Consider the following 18,997-nt stretch of genomic DNA (forward strand, 5'->3'; position numbering starts at 1 on the left):
CCGGTTTTTATGCTATACTGTTCCTGCGGCCCTTCTCCATTCCCCTAACCGCGGAAAGGAGGTGAACCCCTTGGAAACTCTCTCTACATTTATCCAAACCGTTGCCGCGCAGGTAGTTGCCTACTATCTGTGCACATGGATCGACGGTAAGATCGGCAAGGGCAGCAAACACTAAAAGAAGCCCCCGGTACTGACACTACCGGGGGCTTCGTGTTTCGGCATGAACCCGATGGATTCAATCTCTCTACATTGCCTATCTTTAGTATATGCAGTTTTGGGCAAAAGTCAAGCGATGAAATGTAAATTATTTTTTACGCCTTACCGGCTTTTTCTTGCGCACGCTGTAGCCAAAGGTGCCCAGCTTTTTGCCCAGAGCCAGATAGTCACCGTGACTGTAGACGATGAGCTTTGCCTTTTCGAGACACAGCTTGCCGCTTTCGTCCAGCAGGCTTTCGTCCACATCACAGGCCACCACTTCGGCAAGGAACAGGTCGTGGCTGCCCAGCGGGATCACCTGAGTTACCTTGCATTCCAGATTGACCGGGCTTTCTTCCAGAATGGGGCAGTCGGTCAGCACGCTGCCGGGGGCAGAATGCAGGCCGCAGGCGGCAAATTTATCCACATCACGGCCGCTTTTCACGCCGCACCAGTCCACCGAACGCACCAGCGCTTCGGTGGGCAGATTGATGGCAAACTGTCCGCTTTCCTGAATGAGGTGGTGGCTGTAGCGCTCCGGCCGAACGCTGATGGACACCATGCTGGGCTGGGTGCAGATGGTGCCCGTCCAGCCGATGGTGATGAGATTGGGCTTTTCCAGCCCGCCGCAGGACACCAATACCGGCGGTTCCGGGTTCAGCAGGGTGCTGCCCCGCCAGCTCTGTTTGCTCATCCGTGATACTTCCTTTCGTAAGGGGCCCAGGTGCGCTCGCTGATGATGTAGCGCGGGCGGGCTTTCGTCTCCATATAAATTTTGCCGATATACTCGCCGATCACGCCTAAGCACACCAGCTGCACGCCGCTCATGAAGCAGACGATGCACACGATGGAGGCCCAGCCGGCCACGCTGCTGCCCATGGCGGCGCACACGATGGCCCAGATGACTCCGATAAAGCTGATCAGGCTCACAAAGATGCCAGATCCGGTAATAAGGCGGATGGGCTTGTTGGAAAGGCTGGTGATGCCGTCAAAGGCAAGGGCCAGCATCTTGCTCAGCGGATAGTGGCTCTCACCGGCAAGGCGTTCGTGGCGCTCATAGGTGACTACCTCGCTCTTGAAGCCAACCAGCGGCACCATGCCGCGCAGAAAAATGTTCACTTCCCTGTAGTCGGCAAAGCTTTCCAGCACACGGGTGCTGATGAGGCGGTAGTCTGCGTGGTTGAACACGATGTCTGCGCCCAGAGCGTTCATCACATGGTAAAAGCCCTCGGCGGTGAAGCGCTTGAAGAAGGTGTCTGTATCGCGGCGGCTGCGCACGCCGTAGACCACCTCGGCACCGTCCAGATACTTTTTAACCATCTCGTCCATGGCGTTGATGTCGTCCTGACCATCGCAGTCGATGGAAATGGTAACATCGCAGGTGCCGCTGTGCAGTGCCTCCATCAAGCCTGCCAGCACGGCGTTCTGGTGGCCGCGGTTGCGGCTCTGGGAAATGCCGATGTAGTGCTCGTCCTGTGCGGCAAAACTCTGGATCAGTTCCCATGTCTTGTCTTTGGAGCCGTCGTTCACGAACAGCACCCGGCTCTTCTCGCTCACAAGGCCCTGTGCGGCAAGGCCGCTGATCTTTTCCAGAAACATGGGAGCTGTAATGGGCAGCACCTGCTCCTCGTTGTAGCAGGGGATCACGATCCATAAAATCGGTTTTGACATATTTAAAAATACTCCTATATTAAAAATAACAAGATGATGCCGCTGACGGTTACGGCCTTCCAGCGAAAAAGAGTTTTAGAAAAATCCGTAGATTTTTCTAAAACTCAAATATAAAAATAAAATTTCAGCTGAATACAGCCAAAGCGCACGCGGCGGCTATTCAAATGGTCACTGCACCATTTGCTTCAGTACCGCAGGCTCCAGCAGCTTGAAGCTGCTTTTGTAGGTGTCCAGCAGGCCGTCCCGCTGCATCTGGCTCAGCTCGCGGCTGAGGGCGCTGCGGTCGCAGTTCAGGTAATCTGCCAGCTGGATGCGGGAGAACGGGATGCTGAAGGTCAGGCTGCCAGCCCGCTCGGCTTCACTGAGCAGATAGGCGCACACTTTGGCCCGCAGGCTTTTGAGCACCAGCAGGTCGATGCGGCGGGAGAGGGAAAAATATTTATCGCTGATGGTGCGCACCAGATTGCGCAATGTCTGCTGGTGCGCCGGACTGCCATCCGAAAGCAGCAGCCGCTCGTAGGGAATCAGCAGCACCTCGCAGGGCACCGAAGCCATCACCGTGACCGGGCTTGCCAGACTGGAACCGCTCAGCACATCGCCGAACACGCCGCCCGGTTCCATGTGGGTGATGGGAATGCGCGCACCCTGCGGCCCGGGACGGTAGGCTTCCAGCTCACCGGACAGTACGATGCCCACCCTGCGGTTGGGTTCGCCTGCCAGAACAAGCGCTTCGCCTTTGCCGTAGCTGCGCATAACGGCACCCAGCTGGGCCAGCAGGGTCTGCAGCTCTTCAGGGGTCAGACCATTGAATAAAGAGGTGGAGCATAACAGCGGAAGAAAGTTTTTCATCACAATTCCGTGGGAAAGATCCGGCTTCCCACAGCCCTCCTGCAATTCCGTTGCACACGCAACGGTATTTTTGACTCTATTATAGTAAACTTAGACCCGCAAAGCAAATGATTTTGCAAATTTGCCTTGTAAAAAATATGAAAAGACCGACCCATGGTTCTGTGCAAAATTTTCAGGCACAAAATGGCGCGGTCTTGTGAGGAAAGAGGGAACCCCGCATGAAAAAACTGACATCCATGCTGCTGGCTCTGGCCCTTGTGCTGAGCCTTGCCGCCTGCGGCGGTGCGGCATCCAGCTCTGTTGCATCCAGTGCAGCTTCCAGCGAAGCTGTCCCCGAGGCTGCTTCGGAAGCCGCTTCCAGTGAGGAAGCAAAGGAACTGTCCACCACCGATGCTCTGCGCATTGCCGGCCTGAAAGGCCCCACCACCATGGGCCTTGTCAACCTGCTGAGCATGGAAGAGGATGGCACCGCTTCCATGGATTACGACCTGCAGCTTTACGGTGCTGCCGATGAGATCGTGCCGCTGCTGATGAAGGGCGAGCTGGACATGGCTGCCATCCCGGCAAATCTGGCCGCCACCCTGTATCAGAAGACGGAGGGCGGCATTCAGGCTGTGGCCGTCAACACGCTGGGCGTGCTGTACGTAGTGGAAAAAGGCGGCGATACGATCCAGTCCATGGCAGACCTTGCAGGCCGTACCATCCTGTCCACCGGCAAGGGCACCACGCCGGAGTACGTGCTGCGCTATCTTCTGAACGCCAACGGCATCGACCCGGACAAGGACGTGACCATTGAATACTACAGCGAGGCCACCGAGGTCACGGCCCAGATGGCCAATACCGAGGATGCCATTGCAGTTCTGCCCCAGCCCTATGTGACTGCAGCCGGCCTGCAGGACGACACCCTGCGTGTGGCCCTCGACCTGACCGAGGAATGGAACAAGGTCGCGGATACGCAGCTCATCACCGGCGTGACCGTGGTGCGCAAGGAGTATGCCGAGGAACACCCGGATGTTGTGGCCGCATTCCTTACCGACTACGCCAAGAGCGTGGAAGCTGCCAACGCCGATTTGGACGGCACTGCCGCTCTGTGCGAGGAGCAGGGTGTTGTGGCCAAGGCTGCCATTGCCAAGAAGGCCCTGCCCAACTGCAACATCGTCTGCCTGACCGGCGACGAGCTCAAGACCAACGCATCCGCTTATCTGCAGGTGCTGTTTGATGCCGACCCCAAGGCAGTGGGCGGCGCAATGCCCGGCGACGATTTCTACTGGACTGCCGAGTGATTTCTCAATAAGCCATCTCTCCGGCCGCTGTGCGATTGGTACGCACGGCGGCTTTTTTGTTTGCACAAAATGCTTGTATCCCAGCTTTTGTGCTCCCTGCACAAATTTAAAGACAATTTTTTGTGAACGAAAATGAATGGAATTGACTGAAAGCGATTGATTTTGGCGCTGCATTTGCTATAATAAAGATGAAATCAACCAAAACAACGCACAAACGGTCATAAACCGTCAAAGATAAGATCAAACCAAAGGAGAGGATGCCGATGCTGGCAGAAGAACGCTTCAGCCTGATCATGGAACAGCTGAACCGCAAGCGCACTGTGACGGTGCAGGAACTGTGCGAGGCGCTGAACACCAGCGAATCCACCATCCGGCGCGACCTGACCGAACTGGACCGGCTGGGCAAGCTGAACAAGGTGCACGGCGGTGCCACCCTGCCGGACAGCCGTTTTCTGGCAGACGAACCCACCATGGAAGCAAAGGAAACGCTGGCTGTGGAGCAGAAGCGCAGCATCGCGCAGGCGGCGGCAAAGCTCATCAACGCCGATGATTTTGTGTTCATCGATGCAGGCTCCACCACGCTGGAGCTGGTGCGTGCACTGGCGGGGGATGCCCTCAAAGCCAGCTATGTGACCAACGGCGTGGCCCATGCCCGGGCACTGGCCCGAAAGGGCTGCCGGGTGTATCTGCCCGGGGGACTGCTGCGGCCCGAGACCGAAGCCATTGTAGGTGCACCCACAGTCACCAGCCTGCAGCGCTACAATTTTACCAAGGCGTTCATGGGTGCCAACGGTGTGGCGCTGGATGCCGGTTTTACCACGCCGGACCCCGAGGAAGCTGCCGTGAAAGCAGCGGCAGTGCACCGTGCACGGGAAGCCTGGTTCCTTGTGGATGATGCCAAGTTTTCCCGCATCTACCCGGCAGTCATTGCCGACCTGCAGGGCGGTGCCATTCTCACCAACCGCTGCCCCAACCCCAAATACAAACAATTCACGCTGGTAAAGGAGACGGAAGTATGATTTATACCGTAACATTCAACCCGGCCATTGACTATGTGGTGCGTTTGGATGCACCGCTGGAAGTAGGCGAGGTGAACCGCGCCAAAGGCGAGGACTGCGTGCTGGGCGGCAAGGGCATCAATGTGTCCGGTGTGCTGGCACAGCTGGGCTGCGAGAGCGTGGCGCTGGGCTTTGTGGCCGGTGAGACCGGCGCATGGCTGGAACGCGGTCTTGCTGCACAGGGTTTAAAGACCGATTTTGTGCATCTGGAACAGGGCATGACCCGCATCAATGTCAAGATCAAGGCAGGGCAGGAGACCGAGCTGAACGGCGCGGGCCCCGACATTCCGGAGAGCGCCATGCAGGAGCTGGAAAAGAAGCTGGACAGCCTGAACGAGGATGATATCCTCATTCTGGCGGGCAGCATCCCGGCAAGCCTTTCGCAGGATACCTACGAGCGGCTGCTGGCCCGGCTGCAGGGCAGGGGCGTGCGTGCTGTGGTGGATGCCACCCGCGACCTGCTGGTGAACGTGCTGCAGTACCACCCCTTCCTCATCAAGCCCAATAACCACGAGCTGGGCGAGATCGTGGGCAGGGTGCTGACTATGGACGAAGAGATCATTGCTGCGGCCCGCACCCTACAGCAAAAGGGCGCTCGCAACGTGCTGGTAAGCATGGCGGGCGACGGTGCCCTGCTGGTGGACGAAAATGGCGAGGTGCACCGCATCGGCTGCCCCAAGGGCAAGGTCGTAAACAGCGTGGGCGCAGGCGACAGCATGGTGGCCGGCTTTGTGGCTGGCTGGATGCAGACCCGGAGCTATTCCTTTGCACTGCGTCTGGGCACAGCCTGCGGCAGTGCAACGGCGTTCAGCCTTGGCCTTGCCACCAAAGAAAAAATCGACGAACTGATGAAGGAAATCTGACCCTCTGTGACGGAGAGGGTTGCAGTTATACAGGAAGGGAGAAAAATCATGCGTATTACGGAATTATTCACCGCGCAGTCCATCGCACTGGATGAGGCTCTGACCGATCAGGAGCAGATCATCAGCCGTCTGGTGGAGCTGCAGGCCACCCATGGCAACATCACGGACAAGGATGCCTACAAAAAGGCCCTTTATGCCCGTGAGGCGGAGGGCTCCACCTATGTGGACAACGGCATCACGGTGCCCCACGCCAAGACCAATGTAGTCACCCGTCCCAGTCTGGCGGCGCTGCGGCTGAGCAGCCCCGTGCAGTACAATGCCGAGGACGACGGTACCACCGACCTGCTGTTTGCCATTGCGGCTCCGGAAAACGGCAGCCTGCATGTGGACATGCTGGCCCGTATGATGCAGATGCTGATGAACGAGGACTTTGTAGAAAAGCTGAAGGCCGCAAAGACCCCGGCAGAGTTCCTTGACTGCATCGATGCACAGGAGGAGGCTCAGTTCGGCGCGGAGAGCTTCACCCAGCAGGAGATCCCCCAGAGCGGCTACCGCATTCTGGCCGTGACCGCCTGCGTCAACGGCATCGCCCACACCTATATGGCAGCGGAAGCCCTGACCAAGGCCGGTGACAAGCTGGGTCTGCCCACCAAGGTGGAGACCAATGGCTCGGATGGAGCAAAGAACATCCTCACCAGAGAAGAGATCGCAAACTGCGATGGCATCATCGTGGCAGCAGAAAAGAAGGTGGAGACCGCCCGCTTCGACGGCAAGCCGGTGCTGTTCACCCGGGTGGACGATGGCATCCACAAGCCGGAGGAGCTCATCAAGAAGATCGTGCACGGCGAGGTGCCTGTTTACCACGCCGAGGGCGGCGCACAGGCCGCCGAGGATGCTTCCGGCAAGGACAGCTTTGGCCGCACTCTGTACAAGAACCTGATGAACGGTGTCTCCCACATGCTGCCCTTCGTGGTGGGCGGCGGCATCATGATCGCACTGGCGTTCCTGCTGGACGATTACACCATCGATCCCTCCAACTTTGGCATGAACACCCCGGTCGCTGCCTTCTTTAAGACGGTGGGCAGCGCAGCCTTCGGTTACATGCTGCCCATCCTGTCTGCCTTCATCGCCATGTCCATCGCGGACCGTCCGGGTCTGGCGGTCGGTTTTGTGGGCGGTGTGCTGGCCATGAACGGCACCAACTTTGCAGGCATTGCAGCGGGTGAGACCACCGGTGTTTCCGGCGGCTTCCTTGCTGCACTGCTGGCCGGTTTTGCTGCAGGCTACATCGTCGAGCTGCTGAAAAAGATCACCGAAAAGCTGCCTGCCAGCCTGAATGGCATCCGTCCCATGCTCATCTACCCGCTGGGCGGTATGCTCATCCTCGGCGCGGTGATGTGCGGCATCAACCCGGTCATGGGTATGATCAACACTGCCATGACCGATTGCCTGAACGCCATGGGCGGCACCTCCAAGGTGCTGCTGGGTGCCATCGTGGCCGGTATGATGAGCATTGATATGGGCGGCCCCTTCAACAAAGCAGCTTACGTCTTTGGCACGGCAGCCCTTGCCTCCGGCAACTATGAGGTGATGGCCGCTGTCATGGTGGGCGGCATGGTTCCTCCCATCGCCATCGCCCTGTCCACCACCTTCTGCCCCAAGAAGTGGACTGCCGACGAGCGCCGCAACGGCATCGTGAACTACGTCATGGGCCTGTGCTTCGTCACCGAGGGCGCGATCCCTTATGCAGCAGCAGATCCGCTGCGCGTCCTGCCCAGCTGCGTGGCCGGTGCAGCGGTGGCCGGTGCGCTCTCCATGACCTTCGGCTGCGCTCTGCGTGCACCGCACGGCGGCATCTTCGTGTTCCCAGTCGTAGACCATACCGCTCTGTACTGTGTGGCGCTGGCTGTGGGCAGCGTGCTGGGTGCTGTGATCCTGAGCCTGCTCAAGAAAAACCGTACCGACGCAGAATAAACGCCATTTCCTCCATATTCGAGATACTTCATAAAGCTGCAGCAAGCCCCCGGGGAGACCCGGGGGCTTGCTGTATTACGCAGGATCGCGCGAAGGATCAGAAGGATAAAAAGAAAAAGTAACCGCCCACGACTTCCAATCCAATCGGATATAACATGATACACCCGCTGTCAAAAACGCGGCAAGAACCATTTTCACAAAAAATGCAGCAAAGAACAGCGCGAAACACCGCATTTGCTGGAAAAAGCTTTGCAGCCGCCCTTTTGGATTGCACCCGGTTTTTGAGTGTGGTATACTGTTTCTATTATGGAAAAGTTCCGGTGCGGTGTGCCGGGCACAGCAAAGAGGAAAAAGGAAACGAACGATGAAAATTGGATTTGACAACGACAAATATCTCTCGATGCAGTCAGAACATATCCGCGAGCGCATCAAGAAGTTCGACAACAAGCTCTATCTGGAATTCGGCGGCAAGCTGTTCGATGATTACCACGCGTCCCGCGTACTGCCGGGCTTCCAGCCCGATTCCAAGCTGCAGATGCTGCTGCAGCTGAAGGATCAGGCCGAGGTGGTCATCGTTATCAGCGCCGAGGACATCATCAGCAACAAGATCCGCGGCGACTACGGCATCACCTACGATCTGGATGTGCTGCGCCTGATCGATGCCTTCCAGGAAGTAGGCCTGTATGTGGGCAGCGTGTGCGTGACCAAGTACGCCGCTGCACCGGAGGTGGAGGCCTTTGAAAAGCGGCTGAACAGTCTGGGCATCCGCACCTTCCGCCACTACAAAATTCCCGGCTACCCCAACGATGTGGCACGCATCGTCAGCGACGAGGGCTACGGCAAGAACGATTACATCGAGACCCAGCGCCCGCTGGTGGTCATCACGGCCCCCGGCCCCGGAAGCGGCAAAATGGCCACCTGCCTTTCCCAGCTGTACCATGAGTACAAGCGCGGCGTGAAGGCCGGTTACGCCAAGTTCGAGACCTTCCCCATCTGGAACATTCCCCTCAAGCACCCGGTGAATCTGGCCTACGAGGCCGCTACAGCCGACCTGAACGATGTGAACATGATCGACCCGTTCCATCTGGAAGCCTACGGCGTGACCACCGTCAACTACAACCGCGATATTGAGATCTTCCCGGTGGTGAACGCCATGTTTGAGCTGATCGCTGGCAAAAGCCCGTATAAGTCCCCCACGGACATGGGCGTGAACATGGCAGGCAACTGCATCGTGGACGATGCGGTCTGCCGCGAAGCCTCCCGCAAGGAGATCCTGCGCCGCTACTTCAAGTGCCTGTGTGAGCAGAAGATCACCGGCACGGTCAAGGAGACCGAGCGCTACAAGCTGGAACTGCTGATGAATCAGGCCGACCTGACCGTGGGCCAGCGCGAAGTGGAAAAGCAGGCTCATGCCCGCAGCGAGAGCACCGGCGGGGCCCCTGCTGCCGCCATTGAGCTGCCGGACGGCACCGTTGTTACCGGCAAGACCGGTCCGCTGCTGGGTGCAGCAGCATCTGCTCTGATGAATGCTCTCAAGGTGCTGGCCGGTATCCCGCAGGAGACCGACCTTGTGAGTGCGGCTTCCATTGAGCCCATCCAGACCCTCAAGACCAACTATCTGGGCGGCAAGAATCCCCGCCTGCACACCGACGAGATCCTGATCGCGCTTTCCAGCTCGGCTGCTTCCAACGAGCAGGCTGCAGCGGCCATGCATCAGCTGCCCAACCTCAAGGGCTGTGATGTGCACTCCACCGTGCTGCTCTCGGGTGTGGATACCAGCACCCTGAACCGGCTGGGAATGTACCTGACCTGTGACCCTGTTTACGAGGAAGAGGACCGCAAGTACCACAAGCAGTAAATTATACAAAAAACAAAACAGGCGCATCCAAAGGCCGAAAGGCTGGCGGATGCGCCTGTTTTTTATTGGTTCAGATGCCGGTAAAATAAGGTCTGTACTTTTCTGCGTACAGCTGGGTGCCCATGCGGCGCAGGCCGCCGTACAGGTGCCGCCGGATCAGCGGTTCAATGGCATCCAGGTCTTTTTCCCGGATCACCCGCAAAATTTCCCGGTGCTCGCTCAGCACATCCGGCACATTGTTTGCCCGCACCACATCCAGACGGGTAAAGCGGGAATAATCCGGCTGCGGCTTTGTCAGGTTCTGCCAGATATACCACTTGTTCATGCTGCAAAACCAGATGGCGTGCATTTCCAGATCCAGCGTCAGGAAGGCATTGATATCCACATTGTCCGGGTCGGTCATGGTCTGGGCCATCTCTTCCAGTAGGTCATATTTGTGCTTGATCTCAATGTACTCTTTGGGCGAACAGACCTGAATGAAATCGCGCAGCACCGTGCTTTCAACGGCTGTGCGCTGGTATACGATCTGATCCACGATATCCAGATCAATGGGGGTGACGATGGTGCCCTTGCAGGGAATGATCTGCACAAAGCCGTTCTGTTCCAGCCGCTGCAGGGCAGCGCGCACTGGTGTGCGCGAAATGCCGAACCGTTTGCACAGCTGATTTTCGCTGATGGTCTCTCCGGGCTTGATCTTCAGCGTAACGATCTCATATTCCAGCGTCTGGTAGATGTCCTCTGGATGCAGCTGTTCAGCCATGTGCTCACACTCCATTTACATAGTTGATGATAAGACATTTCTATTTTAGCCTGCTAAAAAGAGATTGTCAACGTATGAGAATGAAGTATACAATAGCCTGTATACAAGTATAGGAAAAGCTCCGAAATTTATCATATCTGACAAAAATTGATATATCAGATGAAAATGAACCAAATAGTGTCGCCGGATTGTAACAGTTTCCACGAGAAACGGATAAGATTGTTAGTTATGCACAAAGAAACTTTACGAAGTTGGTGAAGTTTGGCTTTTGTGCGGATGTGAATTTTCTGTTACGATTAGCGTGCAATGAAAATGCTGTATACAGGGGCCGCCAAAAACTTTGCTAGCGTATAAGGTAAAAAGGTACCCCTGAAACAAGGAGGAAGAAGATTATGAAAAAGATCTCTCGTCGCAATTTCCTGAAGGTGTCTGGTGCAATGGCAGCTGCAGGTGCTCTGGCAGCCTGCGGCGGTTCCGGTGCATCCACCCCGGCTGCTTCCGGCGCAGCATCCACCAGCACTGCAGCAAGTGCCGCAGCAGCCGGTGAGGACAAGTTTGCATCTCTGGGCGATTTCACCATGACCGTGGGTCATGCACAGCCCGAAGGCAACCCCCGCTTTGTTTCCATGGAGCAGTTTGCCGCCGATGTGGCAGAGGCCACCAATGGCCATGTGAAGATCGAAGTTTACGGCAACGGCCAGCTGGGCACCGAGAAGGAGATGCTGGAGCAGGTCGTGGCCGGCACCGTGCAGGGCATGCGCGGCGGTCAGTTCGACTTCAGCCCCCGTCTGCTGATGTTCACCCTGCCCTTCCTGACCAACACCCGTGCGCAGGTCACGGCTCTGCTGCAGAGCGATCTGGCACAGAAGGTGTGCGCTGAGGCCGAAGGCGAGACGGGCACTGTCATCATTAACCTGTGCGATGCAGGCGGCTACCGCCAGTTCTCCAACTCCAAGCACCCCATCAAGGCTCCCGCAGACCTGAAGGGCCTGAAGATGCGCACCAACGGCATGAAGACCATTGACATGACCTTCCAGGCAATGGGTGCTACCACCACCACCATCCCGTACTCCGACCTGTACATGGGCCTGAAGACCGGCGTTGCAGACGGTCAGGAGAACCCTTGGGTCAACGTGGAGGGCATGAAGTTCTATGAAGTGCAGAAGTACTTCACCGAGGTCAACTACCAGTTCCATCCGGATCCCTTCTATGTGAACGCAGCATGGTGGAACGGCCTGCCCGAGGAGTACCGCGATATCATTACCGAGTGTGCCACCAAGATGGGCGAGTACAACGACGAGCTGATCGACAAGAACTCCAGCGCCGCAAAGCAGACCATCGTGGATTCTGGCTGCGAAGTCTACGAGCCCTCTGCCGATGAGCTGAAGGCCTTCCAGACCGCTGTGCAGTCCGTGTACGACCAGTGTGTCACCGAGGGCATCTGCACCGCCGACGAGATCAAGGAGATGCAGGATATCGTCGCAAAGGCATAAGCAGAAACGACCAAAGGCAAAAACGGCCATGTTACGGTAAAGGCGAGAGGGCAGCCTGCGGGCTGCCCTCTGCTGTAACAGGCCAATGGAAAAAGTTGTAAAATAACCGAAAGGGGCTGAGCACCATCGAAAAGCTGAAAAAAATCGGCAAGAAGCTGTTTGACGTATACTTTACCATCGGCGTGATCGCCATGGCACTGCTGGCGGCTCTTGTGATCTTTACCGTTATTGCGCGCTACTGCTTCTCCCTGAGTTGGAAGCAGCTGGCAGAGTTCAACACCACCCTGTTTGCCTTTACCACATTCTGGGGCATGGGCATCAACGTGATCAAGGACGAGCACGTCATGATCGACATCCTTTACGACGGCGTCAAGCCTGCCCGCAAGCGCTGGCTTGCCATCATCAACTACCTCATCGTGCTGGCTGTGGTGCTGGTGTTCACCTATCAGGGCTTCAAGTATGTGGGCGTTGCCGGTAAGCAGATCAGTCAGGGCATGGAGATCCCCATGATGTATATGTACGGCATCATGCCGGTGTGCGGCATCATCTGTGCCATCTGCGTCGTGATCAAGATCATCACCCTGTACAAGGCCGATATTTCCTACTTTGCGCCCAAGAATCAGGCGCTGAGCCGTGACGACGCATAAGCGGAAAGGGGAGAATACACAACTATGGCAATGCTCATCCTTCTGGTGCTGCTGATCTTCTTTGCCGCGCTGGGCATCCCGCTGGCCTTCGCCATCGGCGCTTCCTGTGTGACCTACATTCTGATCTATGCACCTACCTTTATTACCATGCTGCCGCAGCGCGTGTGGAACGGTGCCTACAGTGAGCTGATGATCGCTATGCCGCTGTTCATGCTGGCTGGCGAACTGATGAACACCGGCGGCATCACCCAGCGCATCATCAACTTCTGCATGGAGCTGCTGCGGCCCATCCGCGGCGGTCTGGGCGAAGTGAACATCGTGGCTTCCATGATCTTTGGCGGTATTTCCGGCTCCTCTGTGGCCGATACCTCGGCTCTGGGTTCCATCCTGATCCCCGCCATGGAGAAGGAAGGCTACCCGCCGGAAGCTTCTGCCGGTATCACGGTGGCATCCTCCACCATGGGCATGATCATCCCGCCCTCCACCCCCATGATCGTTTACTCCATGATCTCCGGTGCATCGGTGGGTGCGCTGTTCGTGGCAGGTGCCGTGCCCGGCATCCTGATCGGTCTGACCCAGCTGGTGCTGGTGTACATCATCAGCGCCAAGAAGGGCTGGCATCCGGAAAAGATCAAGTTTGACGGCAAGCGCGCCGCCAAGAGCCTGCTTTCCGGCATTCCTGCCCTCATCATGCCGCTGTTCATCATCATCTGCGTTTCCTTCGGCGTGTGCACTGCATCCGAAAGTGCCGGTGTGGCCGTGCTGTATTCCATGCTGGTGGGCTTCTTCGTCTACAAGGAGCTGACATGGAAGGGTGTCTGGGAGGCTTTGAAAAAGACCCTGATCTCTTCTTCCTCCATCATGCTCATCATCGGCTTTACCACCATCTTTACATGGGTGCTGACCATGCAGAAGGTGCCGCAGACGGTGGGTGCCTTCTTCATGTCCCTGAACATGCCCGCATGGGCCATTGCACTGATCTTTGATGTGCTGATCCTGATGATCGGCACCTTCATCGACGTCAGCCCGGCCATCCTGCTGCTCACCCCCATCCTGCTGCCGGTCATGGTGCAGTACGGCTTCTCGCCGCTGCAGTTCGGTGCCATGATGATCACCGGTCTGGCCATTGGTCTGGTCACCCCGCCGGTCGGCATGTGCCTGAACGCCTGCAACAAGATCAACCGTATGCCCATCATCGAGATCTTCAAGGGCGCAGCGCCCTACGTGATCTGCAACGTGATCGTTCTGATCTCCATCAGCCTGTGGGGCCCGCTTACTACCGCCCTGCCGCAGCTGCTGGGCTACAGCATCTTCTGAGCTCAACGCGTATACCTCTTATAAAGACAGGCAGCGCTCCCTTGCGGGGCGCTGTTTGTTTTTTGCACGCAAACAGGCGGGACAGTTGTATTTGACGGACAGATATGGTACACTAAGGCCACTTGTGTATAGGAATATAGGAAAAGAGGAATTAAATCATGGATACGCAAAAACAAAAGCGCAGCGCCTTTTCCGGCAAGATCGGCTTTGTGCTGTCGGCCGCAGGCGCTTCGGTGGGTCTGGGCAACATCTGGCGGTTTCCGTACCTCGCCGCGAAATACGGCGGCGGCATTTTTCTGCTGGTGTACATCGTGCTGGCCGTCACCTTTGGCTACACGATGATCGTGGCCGAAACGGCACTGGGCCGCATGACCCACAAAAGCCCGGTGGGTGCCTTTGGAGCTTTTGGCAAAAAGGGTGGCCTGCGGTTCGGCGGCTGGATCAATGCGGTCATTCCCATTCTGATCGTGCCGTACTATTCGGTCATTGGCGGATGGGTCATCCGCTATCTGTCGGAGTATATCAGCGGCCATGGCAGTGAGCTTTCGCAGGACGGTTATTTTTCCAATTTCATTTCCAGCGGACTGTCGGCAGAGGTGTGCTTTCTGATCTTCACGGCCTTTACGCTGGCCATCATCTTTGCCGGTGTGCGCAACGGCGTGGAGCGTGTTTCCAAGGTGATGATGCCGGTGCTGGTGGTGCTTTCGGTGGTCATTGCGGGCTACTCGGTCACGCGCCCGGGTGCGTTGGCAGGCGTGAAGTATTTTCTGGTGCCGAACGTGGCAAACTTTTCCTGGATGACGGTGGTCACGGCCATGGGCCAGATGTTCTATTCGCTGTCCATCGCTATGGGCATTCTGGTCACCTTTGGCTCCTATATGAAGAAGGAGGTCTCCATTGAGGAATCCACCGAGAACGTGGAGGTGTTTGACACGGCCATTGCCATCATGGCGGGCCTGATGATCATTCCGGCGGTGTTCTCCTTCTCCGGCGGCGACCCGGACACCCTGCAGGCCGGCCCGGCGCTGATGTTCATTACCATCCCCAAGGTGTTCGAGAGCATGGGCTTTGGCCATGTGGTGGGCATCCTGTTCTTTTTGCTGGTGCTGTTTGCAGCCGTGACCAGCTCCATTGCCCTGACCGAGAGCGCTGTCTCCACCTTTGAGGACGAGCTGGGCTGGAGCCGCGAGCGCGCAACGGCACTGATCGGCCTGATCATGGTGGCGCTGGGCAGCCTTTCGGCACTGGGCTATGGCCCGCTGGCGGGCGTGACGGTGTTCGGAATGCAGTTTCTGGATTTCTTCGATTTCCTCACCAACTCTGTCATGATGCCCATTGCAGCCATTGCTATCTGCCTGCTGGTGTCCCGCGTGATCGGCGTGCAGAAGATCGAAGAAGAGGTGACGCTGGGCGGCAAGCCCTTCCGCCGTAAAAAGATCTTCAACTTCATGATCCAGTATCTGTGCCCCATCTTTGCGGCCATTATCCTGATCAGCTCTGTGGCAAATGCTCTGGGCTGGATCGCAATGTAAAAACAGAAAAGCGCAGAAGGTGTTTCTCAAAGGAAGCCTTCTGCGCTTTTTTGTATGTCCAAAAGGTTTTCCTGTGAAGTTGCATAAAGCATAGAAAACGGCGATTTTGGCCTCAATTAGCTGGAAGCCTGATTTTATTAGCTGGAACCGAAAATTCTGCTAATGGCATTCGCTGGCTAATTTTGGTGATAGGTTCAAAATGAAAAATGCGAAGATCGTCTTTCACATGGAAAAATGACCTTCGCATTTTCTTAAAATGGCGTCCCCGCCCGGATTCGAACCGGGGGCCTCAGGCTTAGGAGTAGGGGCTGAAGCCATAAATCCTAGGCAAAAGTAGGTAAAACAAGTAACGTTTTATCAATTGATTTTTTGTTGCGCTGTCAATCTGAGTAAAGAACACAAACCCCGAAATAAAACGAGTAAAAGGCTTTTCATTAGCAGAAAATTAGCAGAGCTAATGAAAAGTGGAAGGTTCATTGTAAAATGCCCACCTTTCATTAGCTGGGAAGTGTACGTTTCCCTACGGATATTTGCTTGTTTAGCATTCGTGAACCAGACCATACAGCCGTAGCTGGTGTGATGGACAAATGTTTTCAATAGAAAAAGACCAGAGCTTTCTGCGAGAAAACTCTGGTCTATGTAACAGTGCGAATGGAAATGCGCATTGTCTTGTAAAAGGAAGGGGCTTATGGTATTCTTACGGGAGTAAAGGCACTGGATGCAAGGAACTTTGCGTGATTTTAGGAGTGTGCGATGGAAAAGAAATTTAATATTGTAGTCGGTGAAGATGGAACTGTAAAACTCCCAGATGCGGTTCTGGAAAAACTTGAAGTCAAACCCGGAGAGGAAGTTCGCTTCGAGGTAGATGACAATTTCTATGCAGTCAGGCTTCTATCGCGGATAGAAGCTGAACGCTTGGATTACTTGAATTGGATGCATAATAAACATTGCCCCTCTATTGAGGAAATGATTGCAGAGTCGAGAAAACAAGCCACTCAGAACATTGTGATCTCCCGTATCCTTGATGGGATGCCGGCAGAAAAAATCGCAGAAGGCTATGAAGTTTCACTCGATTATGTAAAACAGCTTACACATCAGCTGAAGATGGACATAGAGGAAGCTAAGGCGAAAAAACACAAAGAAACGGGATCATCCTAAAACAGATAGCGGCAGTTTTCCATATACGGAAAACTGCCGCTGTTTATGTATAGAGGCTTATAGGTTCTTTGCAAGATTTTTAATGAGTGTAGCCATAGAGGGGTCAGCCAGCAGTTTAGCAAGAGCTGCTGCCGCATCTGTATCGACTGGACTGGCTTTGGGAGTGGATTGCTCTGCGCGAGGGAGGACTTCAGGCTCTGCACCATGATGCTGATAGAAGAAATCGTCGAATCGTTGTGCGTTCAAACGCCGATCATCATCCAGAATGTGTGCGTACTGCTCGGTGACCATCGAAGCCTGTGCATGACCGGAATCGCCCTGCACGGCTTTGATATCGCCGCCGTTCAGTTTGAGCTTGTATGTAATGCTGGAGTGTCGGAAGCTGTGGAAAACCACTTTTGGGAGATCGTTTTCCTCAATCAGCTGCTTCAATGCACCGTTAATGGTGGATTGTTCGGTCGGCATTCCCAGCGGGCCGGCAACCACGAGATTATAGTCTGCATACTCTGCACCCAGTGCGTCCTTTGTCATGTCCTGCTCGGCTTTATAGTGGACAAGCATTTCAGCAACTGTTTTGGGGAGAAAAATGGTTCGGATACTGCTGTCTGTTTTAGGGCTTTTCAGAACCTGGACCGTGGTGCAGCGGGAACTCAGCGAGGGAAAACGAGTGATGACATTTTTATTTTCCAAGGCGTTCAGCGAAGCAATATCTACACGCTGCAATTCCTTATTTATGTAAATGGAGGCTCGCCCGGCTTCAATGCTTTCGGGGGAGATATCCACACAATCCCATGTCAGACCGAGCAATTCCCCTAAGCGCAGGGAACAAGAGAAGGAGAGGTTGATGCAAAGCCGGAGCCGTGGATCATCACAGACTTCTAAGGCATGGAACAGGGTCTCGGCAGTCCAGATATCACGCTTCTTTGCAGTGTATTTGGGCAAGGTGGCATAAATACAGGGATTCTTTTCCATAAGTTCCCACTTTACGGCCTGCTCAAAGGCACTTCTCAAAATTTTGTGAACCGAACGAACCGTGCCGGGAGAAACGTATTGATGCTGACGCTTTCCACACATAGGGTCAACGGCTTCGTATTTAAGCAGCCGCTGATAATATCCCTCAATTACGCGGGTGGTGAGATCTTGCAGCTTCATTGAGCCGATAAGCGGTTCTATGTAGTTTGAAATCAGTGCAGTGTTTGATTGATAGGTTGAAAGTGCCCATTTGGTTCTTCCGTACAGGGTGACGTATTCTTTAAGCAGGTCTTTTAGAGTTCGGCACTGGGGTGCCACAAAGGTACCGACGGATTCTTTGTATTCGACCTCTTTCTTACGGTTTTTGGCATCTGCAAGGTCGGTAAAGGTTTCCCATTTCTGCTTTAGCGTTCCATTAGTGTGTTTGTAGGTATAGACAACGCAGTATCGGTTATTGCGTTTGACAATGCTAGCCATTATACATCCTCCTCTACTTTACGTTTGGACTTCAGAACTTCATCGAAAGCATCTTTTTGGATGCGTTTTACCCTTCCCAACTTCATCGTTGGAATTCCTTCTTTGAGAACCCACGAGTCAAGTGTTGGGCGGCTGATTCCGTAAAAAGCCTGAATTTCCTGAAAACTGTAGTATTTCCCATTCTTGGGACATTGCAGTTTTAGCGGCGGCTCCTCATGCGTTTCTTTTTTCGGTTTTTGAAGTTGGTATGTAGATTGGCTTTTAAGCCATGCCTTAAAACTTTTTTTGGTAATGCGCGGCCTGTCGGCCACGCGCTCAATGACGAAACAATCTCGGTATTTTTTGCAATCAAGAATCCCATAAACATTCTTGCGTGGGATACCGAGTAGTTTTGCCATTTCCGGGATGGAGATGGTTTGCGCTTCAATCTCCCGGTCACGCTCACGGTCGGCTGCTGTGCGGTAGCGACTTTGTGATCGGTACCACCGCTCAAAGTCCTCTTTGGGAATTCTCATACAGAAGTCTGCCGTTTCTGTTTTCAACTTGCCCTGTCGGATGAGTGTATAGATCGTTTCGGGTTTCACCTTCAATATCTCGGCGGCGTCAGGAACGGAATAGGACCGTTTGCAAAGTTCCTCGCCCGGTGGCGAACCATTGACCTTATGATATTTGACCTGATTGGCATACCATTTCTCAAAGCTGGAAATAACGATACGCCTTTTGTCGTTTATCAGAATGACTTCAAAGAGATTCTTATGAAGCAGCCAATAGCTATCTGTTTTGCCAAGGCCGAGAAGCTGCCGCATCTCACGAACCGACATGGTGGTTTTGGTAGTGGCAGGTTCAGCTTTTCCGTATAAGGGAGCCGAAGTATTCCGCATATCATCCAT

General features: G+C 55.0%; 16 protein-coding genes. 10 read left to right on the forward strand and 6 right to left on the reverse strand.

What is annotated here, in order from left to right:
• Positions 1–304: 304 nt before the first annotated feature.
• The 3 genes from ACGHUK_RS02720 to ACGHUK_RS02730 all read right to left on the reverse strand — a co-directional run bounded on the left by ACGHUK_RS02720 (position 305) and on the right by ACGHUK_RS02730 (position 2,715).
• Positions 305–889 (reverse strand): flavin reductase family protein, encoded by a 585-nt coding sequence (locus ACGHUK_RS02720; RefSeq protein WP_005946489.1) that lies wholly within the window; start codon positions 887–889, stop codon positions 305–307.
• A complete protein-coding gene (locus tag ACGHUK_RS02725) occupies positions 886–1,866 on the reverse strand; it encodes a glycosyltransferase family 2 protein (protein WP_120081409.1) in 981 nt (326 codons plus the stop codon). The genes ACGHUK_RS02720 and ACGHUK_RS02725 overlap by 4 nt, the downstream gene beginning before the upstream one ends.
• 168 nt (positions 1,867–2,034) lie before the next feature.
• Positions 2,035–2,715, reverse strand: coding sequence for a Crp/Fnr family transcriptional regulator (locus ACGHUK_RS02730; protein ID WP_120081410.1), 681 nt, complete (start codon positions 2,713–2,715; stop codon positions 2,035–2,037).
• A 218-nt stretch (positions 2,716–2,933) separates the two neighbouring features.
• Between ACGHUK_RS02730 and ACGHUK_RS02735 the strand changes: the two genes are divergently transcribed.
• The 5 genes from ACGHUK_RS02735 to ACGHUK_RS02755 all read left to right on the forward strand — a co-directional run bounded on the left by ACGHUK_RS02735 (position 2,934) and on the right by ACGHUK_RS02755 (position 9,751).
• Positions 2,934–3,998 (forward strand): ABC transporter substrate-binding protein, encoded by a 1,065-nt coding sequence (locus tag ACGHUK_RS02735; RefSeq protein WP_120081411.1) that lies wholly within the window; start codon positions 2,934–2,936, stop codon positions 3,996–3,998.
• A 263-nt stretch (positions 3,999–4,261) separates the two neighbouring features.
• On the forward strand, positions 4,262–5,017 hold the full coding sequence (locus ACGHUK_RS02740; protein WP_223388113.1) for a DeoR/GlpR family DNA-binding transcription regulator: 756 nt from the start codon (positions 4,262–4,264) through the stop codon (positions 5,015–5,017).
• Entirely contained in the window at positions 5,014–5,919 is a 906-nt protein-coding gene (pfkB, locus tag ACGHUK_RS02745) for a 1-phosphofructokinase (RefSeq protein ID WP_120081412.1), read from the forward strand. The genes ACGHUK_RS02740 and pfkB overlap by 4 nt, the downstream gene beginning before the upstream one ends.
• Positions 5,920–5,967: 48 nt before the next feature.
• Positions 5,968–7,893 carry a fructose-specific PTS transporter subunit EIIC gene (locus ACGHUK_RS02750; protein ID WP_120120958.1) on the forward strand — a complete coding sequence of 642 codons (1,926 nt, stop codon included), beginning with the start codon at positions 5,968–5,970 and terminating at the stop codon, positions 7,891–7,893.
• A 364-nt stretch (positions 7,894–8,257) separates the two neighbouring features.
• Positions 8,258–9,751: a DUF1846 domain-containing protein gene (locus ACGHUK_RS02755; RefSeq protein WP_044954306.1), complete on the forward strand. Its 1,494-nt coding sequence runs from the start codon at positions 8,258–8,260 to the stop codon at positions 9,749–9,751.
• A gap of 70 nt (positions 9,752–9,821) precedes the next feature.
• Here the strand turns inward: ACGHUK_RS02755 and ACGHUK_RS02760 are convergent, their stop codons facing one another.
• Positions 9,822–10,511, reverse strand: a complete 690-nt coding sequence (locus ACGHUK_RS02760; RefSeq protein WP_097773976.1) for a GntR family transcriptional regulator — start codon at positions 10,509–10,511, stop codon at positions 9,822–9,824.
• Positions 10,512–10,903: 392 nt separating this feature from the next.
• On the opposite strand from ACGHUK_RS02760, the gene ACGHUK_RS02765 reads away from it, so the two are divergent.
• The 5 genes from ACGHUK_RS02765 (at position 10,904) to ACGHUK_RS02785 (ending at position 16,658) form a co-directional block, all read left to right on the forward strand.
• Positions 10,904–12,004 (forward strand): TRAP transporter substrate-binding protein, encoded by a 1,101-nt coding sequence (locus ACGHUK_RS02765; protein ID WP_223388112.1) that lies wholly within the window; start codon positions 10,904–10,906, stop codon positions 12,002–12,004.
• A 191-nt stretch (positions 12,005–12,195) separates the two neighbouring features.
• The gene (locus ACGHUK_RS02770) at positions 12,196–12,651 is read left to right on the forward strand and encodes a TRAP transporter small permease (RefSeq protein ID WP_097780928.1); all 456 of its coding nucleotides are present in this window, start codon (positions 12,196–12,198) and stop codon (positions 12,649–12,651) included.
• Between the two features lie 24 nt (positions 12,652–12,675).
• Positions 12,676–13,968 carry a TRAP transporter large permease gene (locus tag ACGHUK_RS02775; RefSeq protein WP_005946462.1) on the forward strand — a complete coding sequence of 431 codons (1,293 nt, stop codon included), beginning with the start codon at positions 12,676–12,678 and terminating at the stop codon, positions 13,966–13,968.
• 158 nt (positions 13,969–14,126) lie between these two features.
• Positions 14,127–15,500 (forward strand): sodium-dependent transporter, encoded by a 1,374-nt coding sequence (locus ACGHUK_RS02780; RefSeq protein ID WP_097780897.1) that lies wholly within the window; start codon positions 14,127–14,129, stop codon positions 15,498–15,500.
• A gap of 753 nt (positions 15,501–16,253) precedes the next feature.
• A complete protein-coding gene (locus ACGHUK_RS02785) occupies positions 16,254–16,658 on the forward strand; it encodes an AbrB/MazE/SpoVT family DNA-binding domain-containing protein (protein ID WP_015536742.1) in 405 nt (134 codons plus the stop codon).
• Positions 16,659–16,715: 57 nt separating this feature from the next.
• Here the strand turns inward: ACGHUK_RS02785 and ACGHUK_RS02790 are convergent, their stop codons facing one another.
• Positions 16,716–18,107 carry a site-specific integrase gene (locus tag ACGHUK_RS02790; protein WP_112090681.1) on the reverse strand — a complete coding sequence of 464 codons (1,392 nt, stop codon included), beginning with the start codon at positions 18,105–18,107 and terminating at the stop codon, positions 16,716–16,718.
• Entirely contained in the window at positions 18,107–18,997 is an 891-nt protein-coding gene (locus tag ACGHUK_RS02795; RefSeq protein ID WP_005928318.1) for a helix-turn-helix domain-containing protein, read from the reverse strand. Before ACGHUK_RS02795 ends, ACGHUK_RS02790 begins: the two co-directional genes overlap by 1 nt.

The organism is Faecalibacterium sp. i25-0019-C1 (assembly GCF_042854225.1).
GTDB classification, from domain to species: domain Bacteria; phylum Bacillota; class Clostridia; order Oscillospirales; family Ruminococcaceae; genus Faecalibacterium; species Faecalibacterium taiwanense.

What these genes read in the sequence shown, in the direction of transcription:
- ACGHUK_RS02740 (WP_223388113.1), top strand. Translation starts at nt 4,262, where the DNA reads ATGCTGGCAGAAGAACGCTTCAGCCTGATCATGGAACAGCTGAACCGC.
- ACGHUK_RS02730 (WP_120081410.1), bottom strand. Translation starts at nt 2,715, where the DNA reads ATGAAAAACTTTCTTCCGCTGTTATGCTCCACCTCTTTATTCAATGGT.
- ACGHUK_RS02765 (WP_223388112.1), top strand. Translation starts at nt 10,904, where the DNA reads ATGAAAAAGATCTCTCGTCGCAATTTCCTGAAGGTGTCTGGTGCAATG.
- pfkB (WP_120081412.1), top strand. Translation starts at nt 5,014, where the DNA reads ATGATTTATACCGTAACATTCAACCCGGCCATTGACTATGTGGTGCGT.
- ACGHUK_RS02775 (WP_005946462.1), top strand. Translation starts at nt 12,676, where the DNA reads ATGGCAATGCTCATCCTTCTGGTGCTGCTGATCTTCTTTGCCGCGCTG.
- ACGHUK_RS02725 (WP_120081409.1), bottom strand. Translation starts at nt 1,866, where the DNA reads ATGTCAAAACCGATTTTATGGATCGTGATCCCCTGCTACAACGAGGAG.
- ACGHUK_RS02790 (WP_112090681.1), bottom strand. Translation starts at nt 18,107, where the DNA reads ATGGCTAGCATTGTCAAACGCAATAACCGATACTGCGTTGTCTATACC.
- ACGHUK_RS02720 (WP_005946489.1), bottom strand. Translation starts at nt 889, where the DNA reads ATGAGCAAACAGAGCTGGCGGGGCAGCACCCTGCTGAACCCGGAACCG.
- ACGHUK_RS02785 (WP_015536742.1), top strand. Translation starts at nt 16,254, where the DNA reads ATGGAAAAGAAATTTAATATTGTAGTCGGTGAAGATGGAACTGTAAAA.
- ACGHUK_RS02770 (WP_097780928.1), top strand. Translation starts at nt 12,196, where the DNA reads ATGGCACTGCTGGCGGCTCTTGTGATCTTTACCGTTATTGCGCGCTAC.
- ACGHUK_RS02755 (WP_044954306.1), top strand. Translation starts at nt 8,258, where the DNA reads ATGAAAATTGGATTTGACAACGACAAATATCTCTCGATGCAGTCAGAA.
- ACGHUK_RS02780 (WP_097780897.1), top strand. Translation starts at nt 14,127, where the DNA reads ATGGATACGCAAAAACAAAAGCGCAGCGCCTTTTCCGGCAAGATCGGC.
- ACGHUK_RS02795 (WP_005928318.1), bottom strand. Translation starts at nt 18,997, where the DNA reads ATGGATGATATGCGGAATACTTCGGCTCCCTTATACGGAAAAGCTGAA.
- ACGHUK_RS02750 (WP_120120958.1), top strand. Translation starts at nt 5,968, where the DNA reads ATGCGTATTACGGAATTATTCACCGCGCAGTCCATCGCACTGGATGAG.
- ACGHUK_RS02760 (WP_097773976.1), bottom strand. Translation starts at nt 10,511, where the DNA reads ATGGCTGAACAGCTGCATCCAGAGGACATCTACCAGACGCTGGAATAT.
- ACGHUK_RS02735 (WP_120081411.1), top strand. Translation starts at nt 2,934, where the DNA reads ATGAAAAAACTGACATCCATGCTGCTGGCTCTGGCCCTTGTGCTGAGC.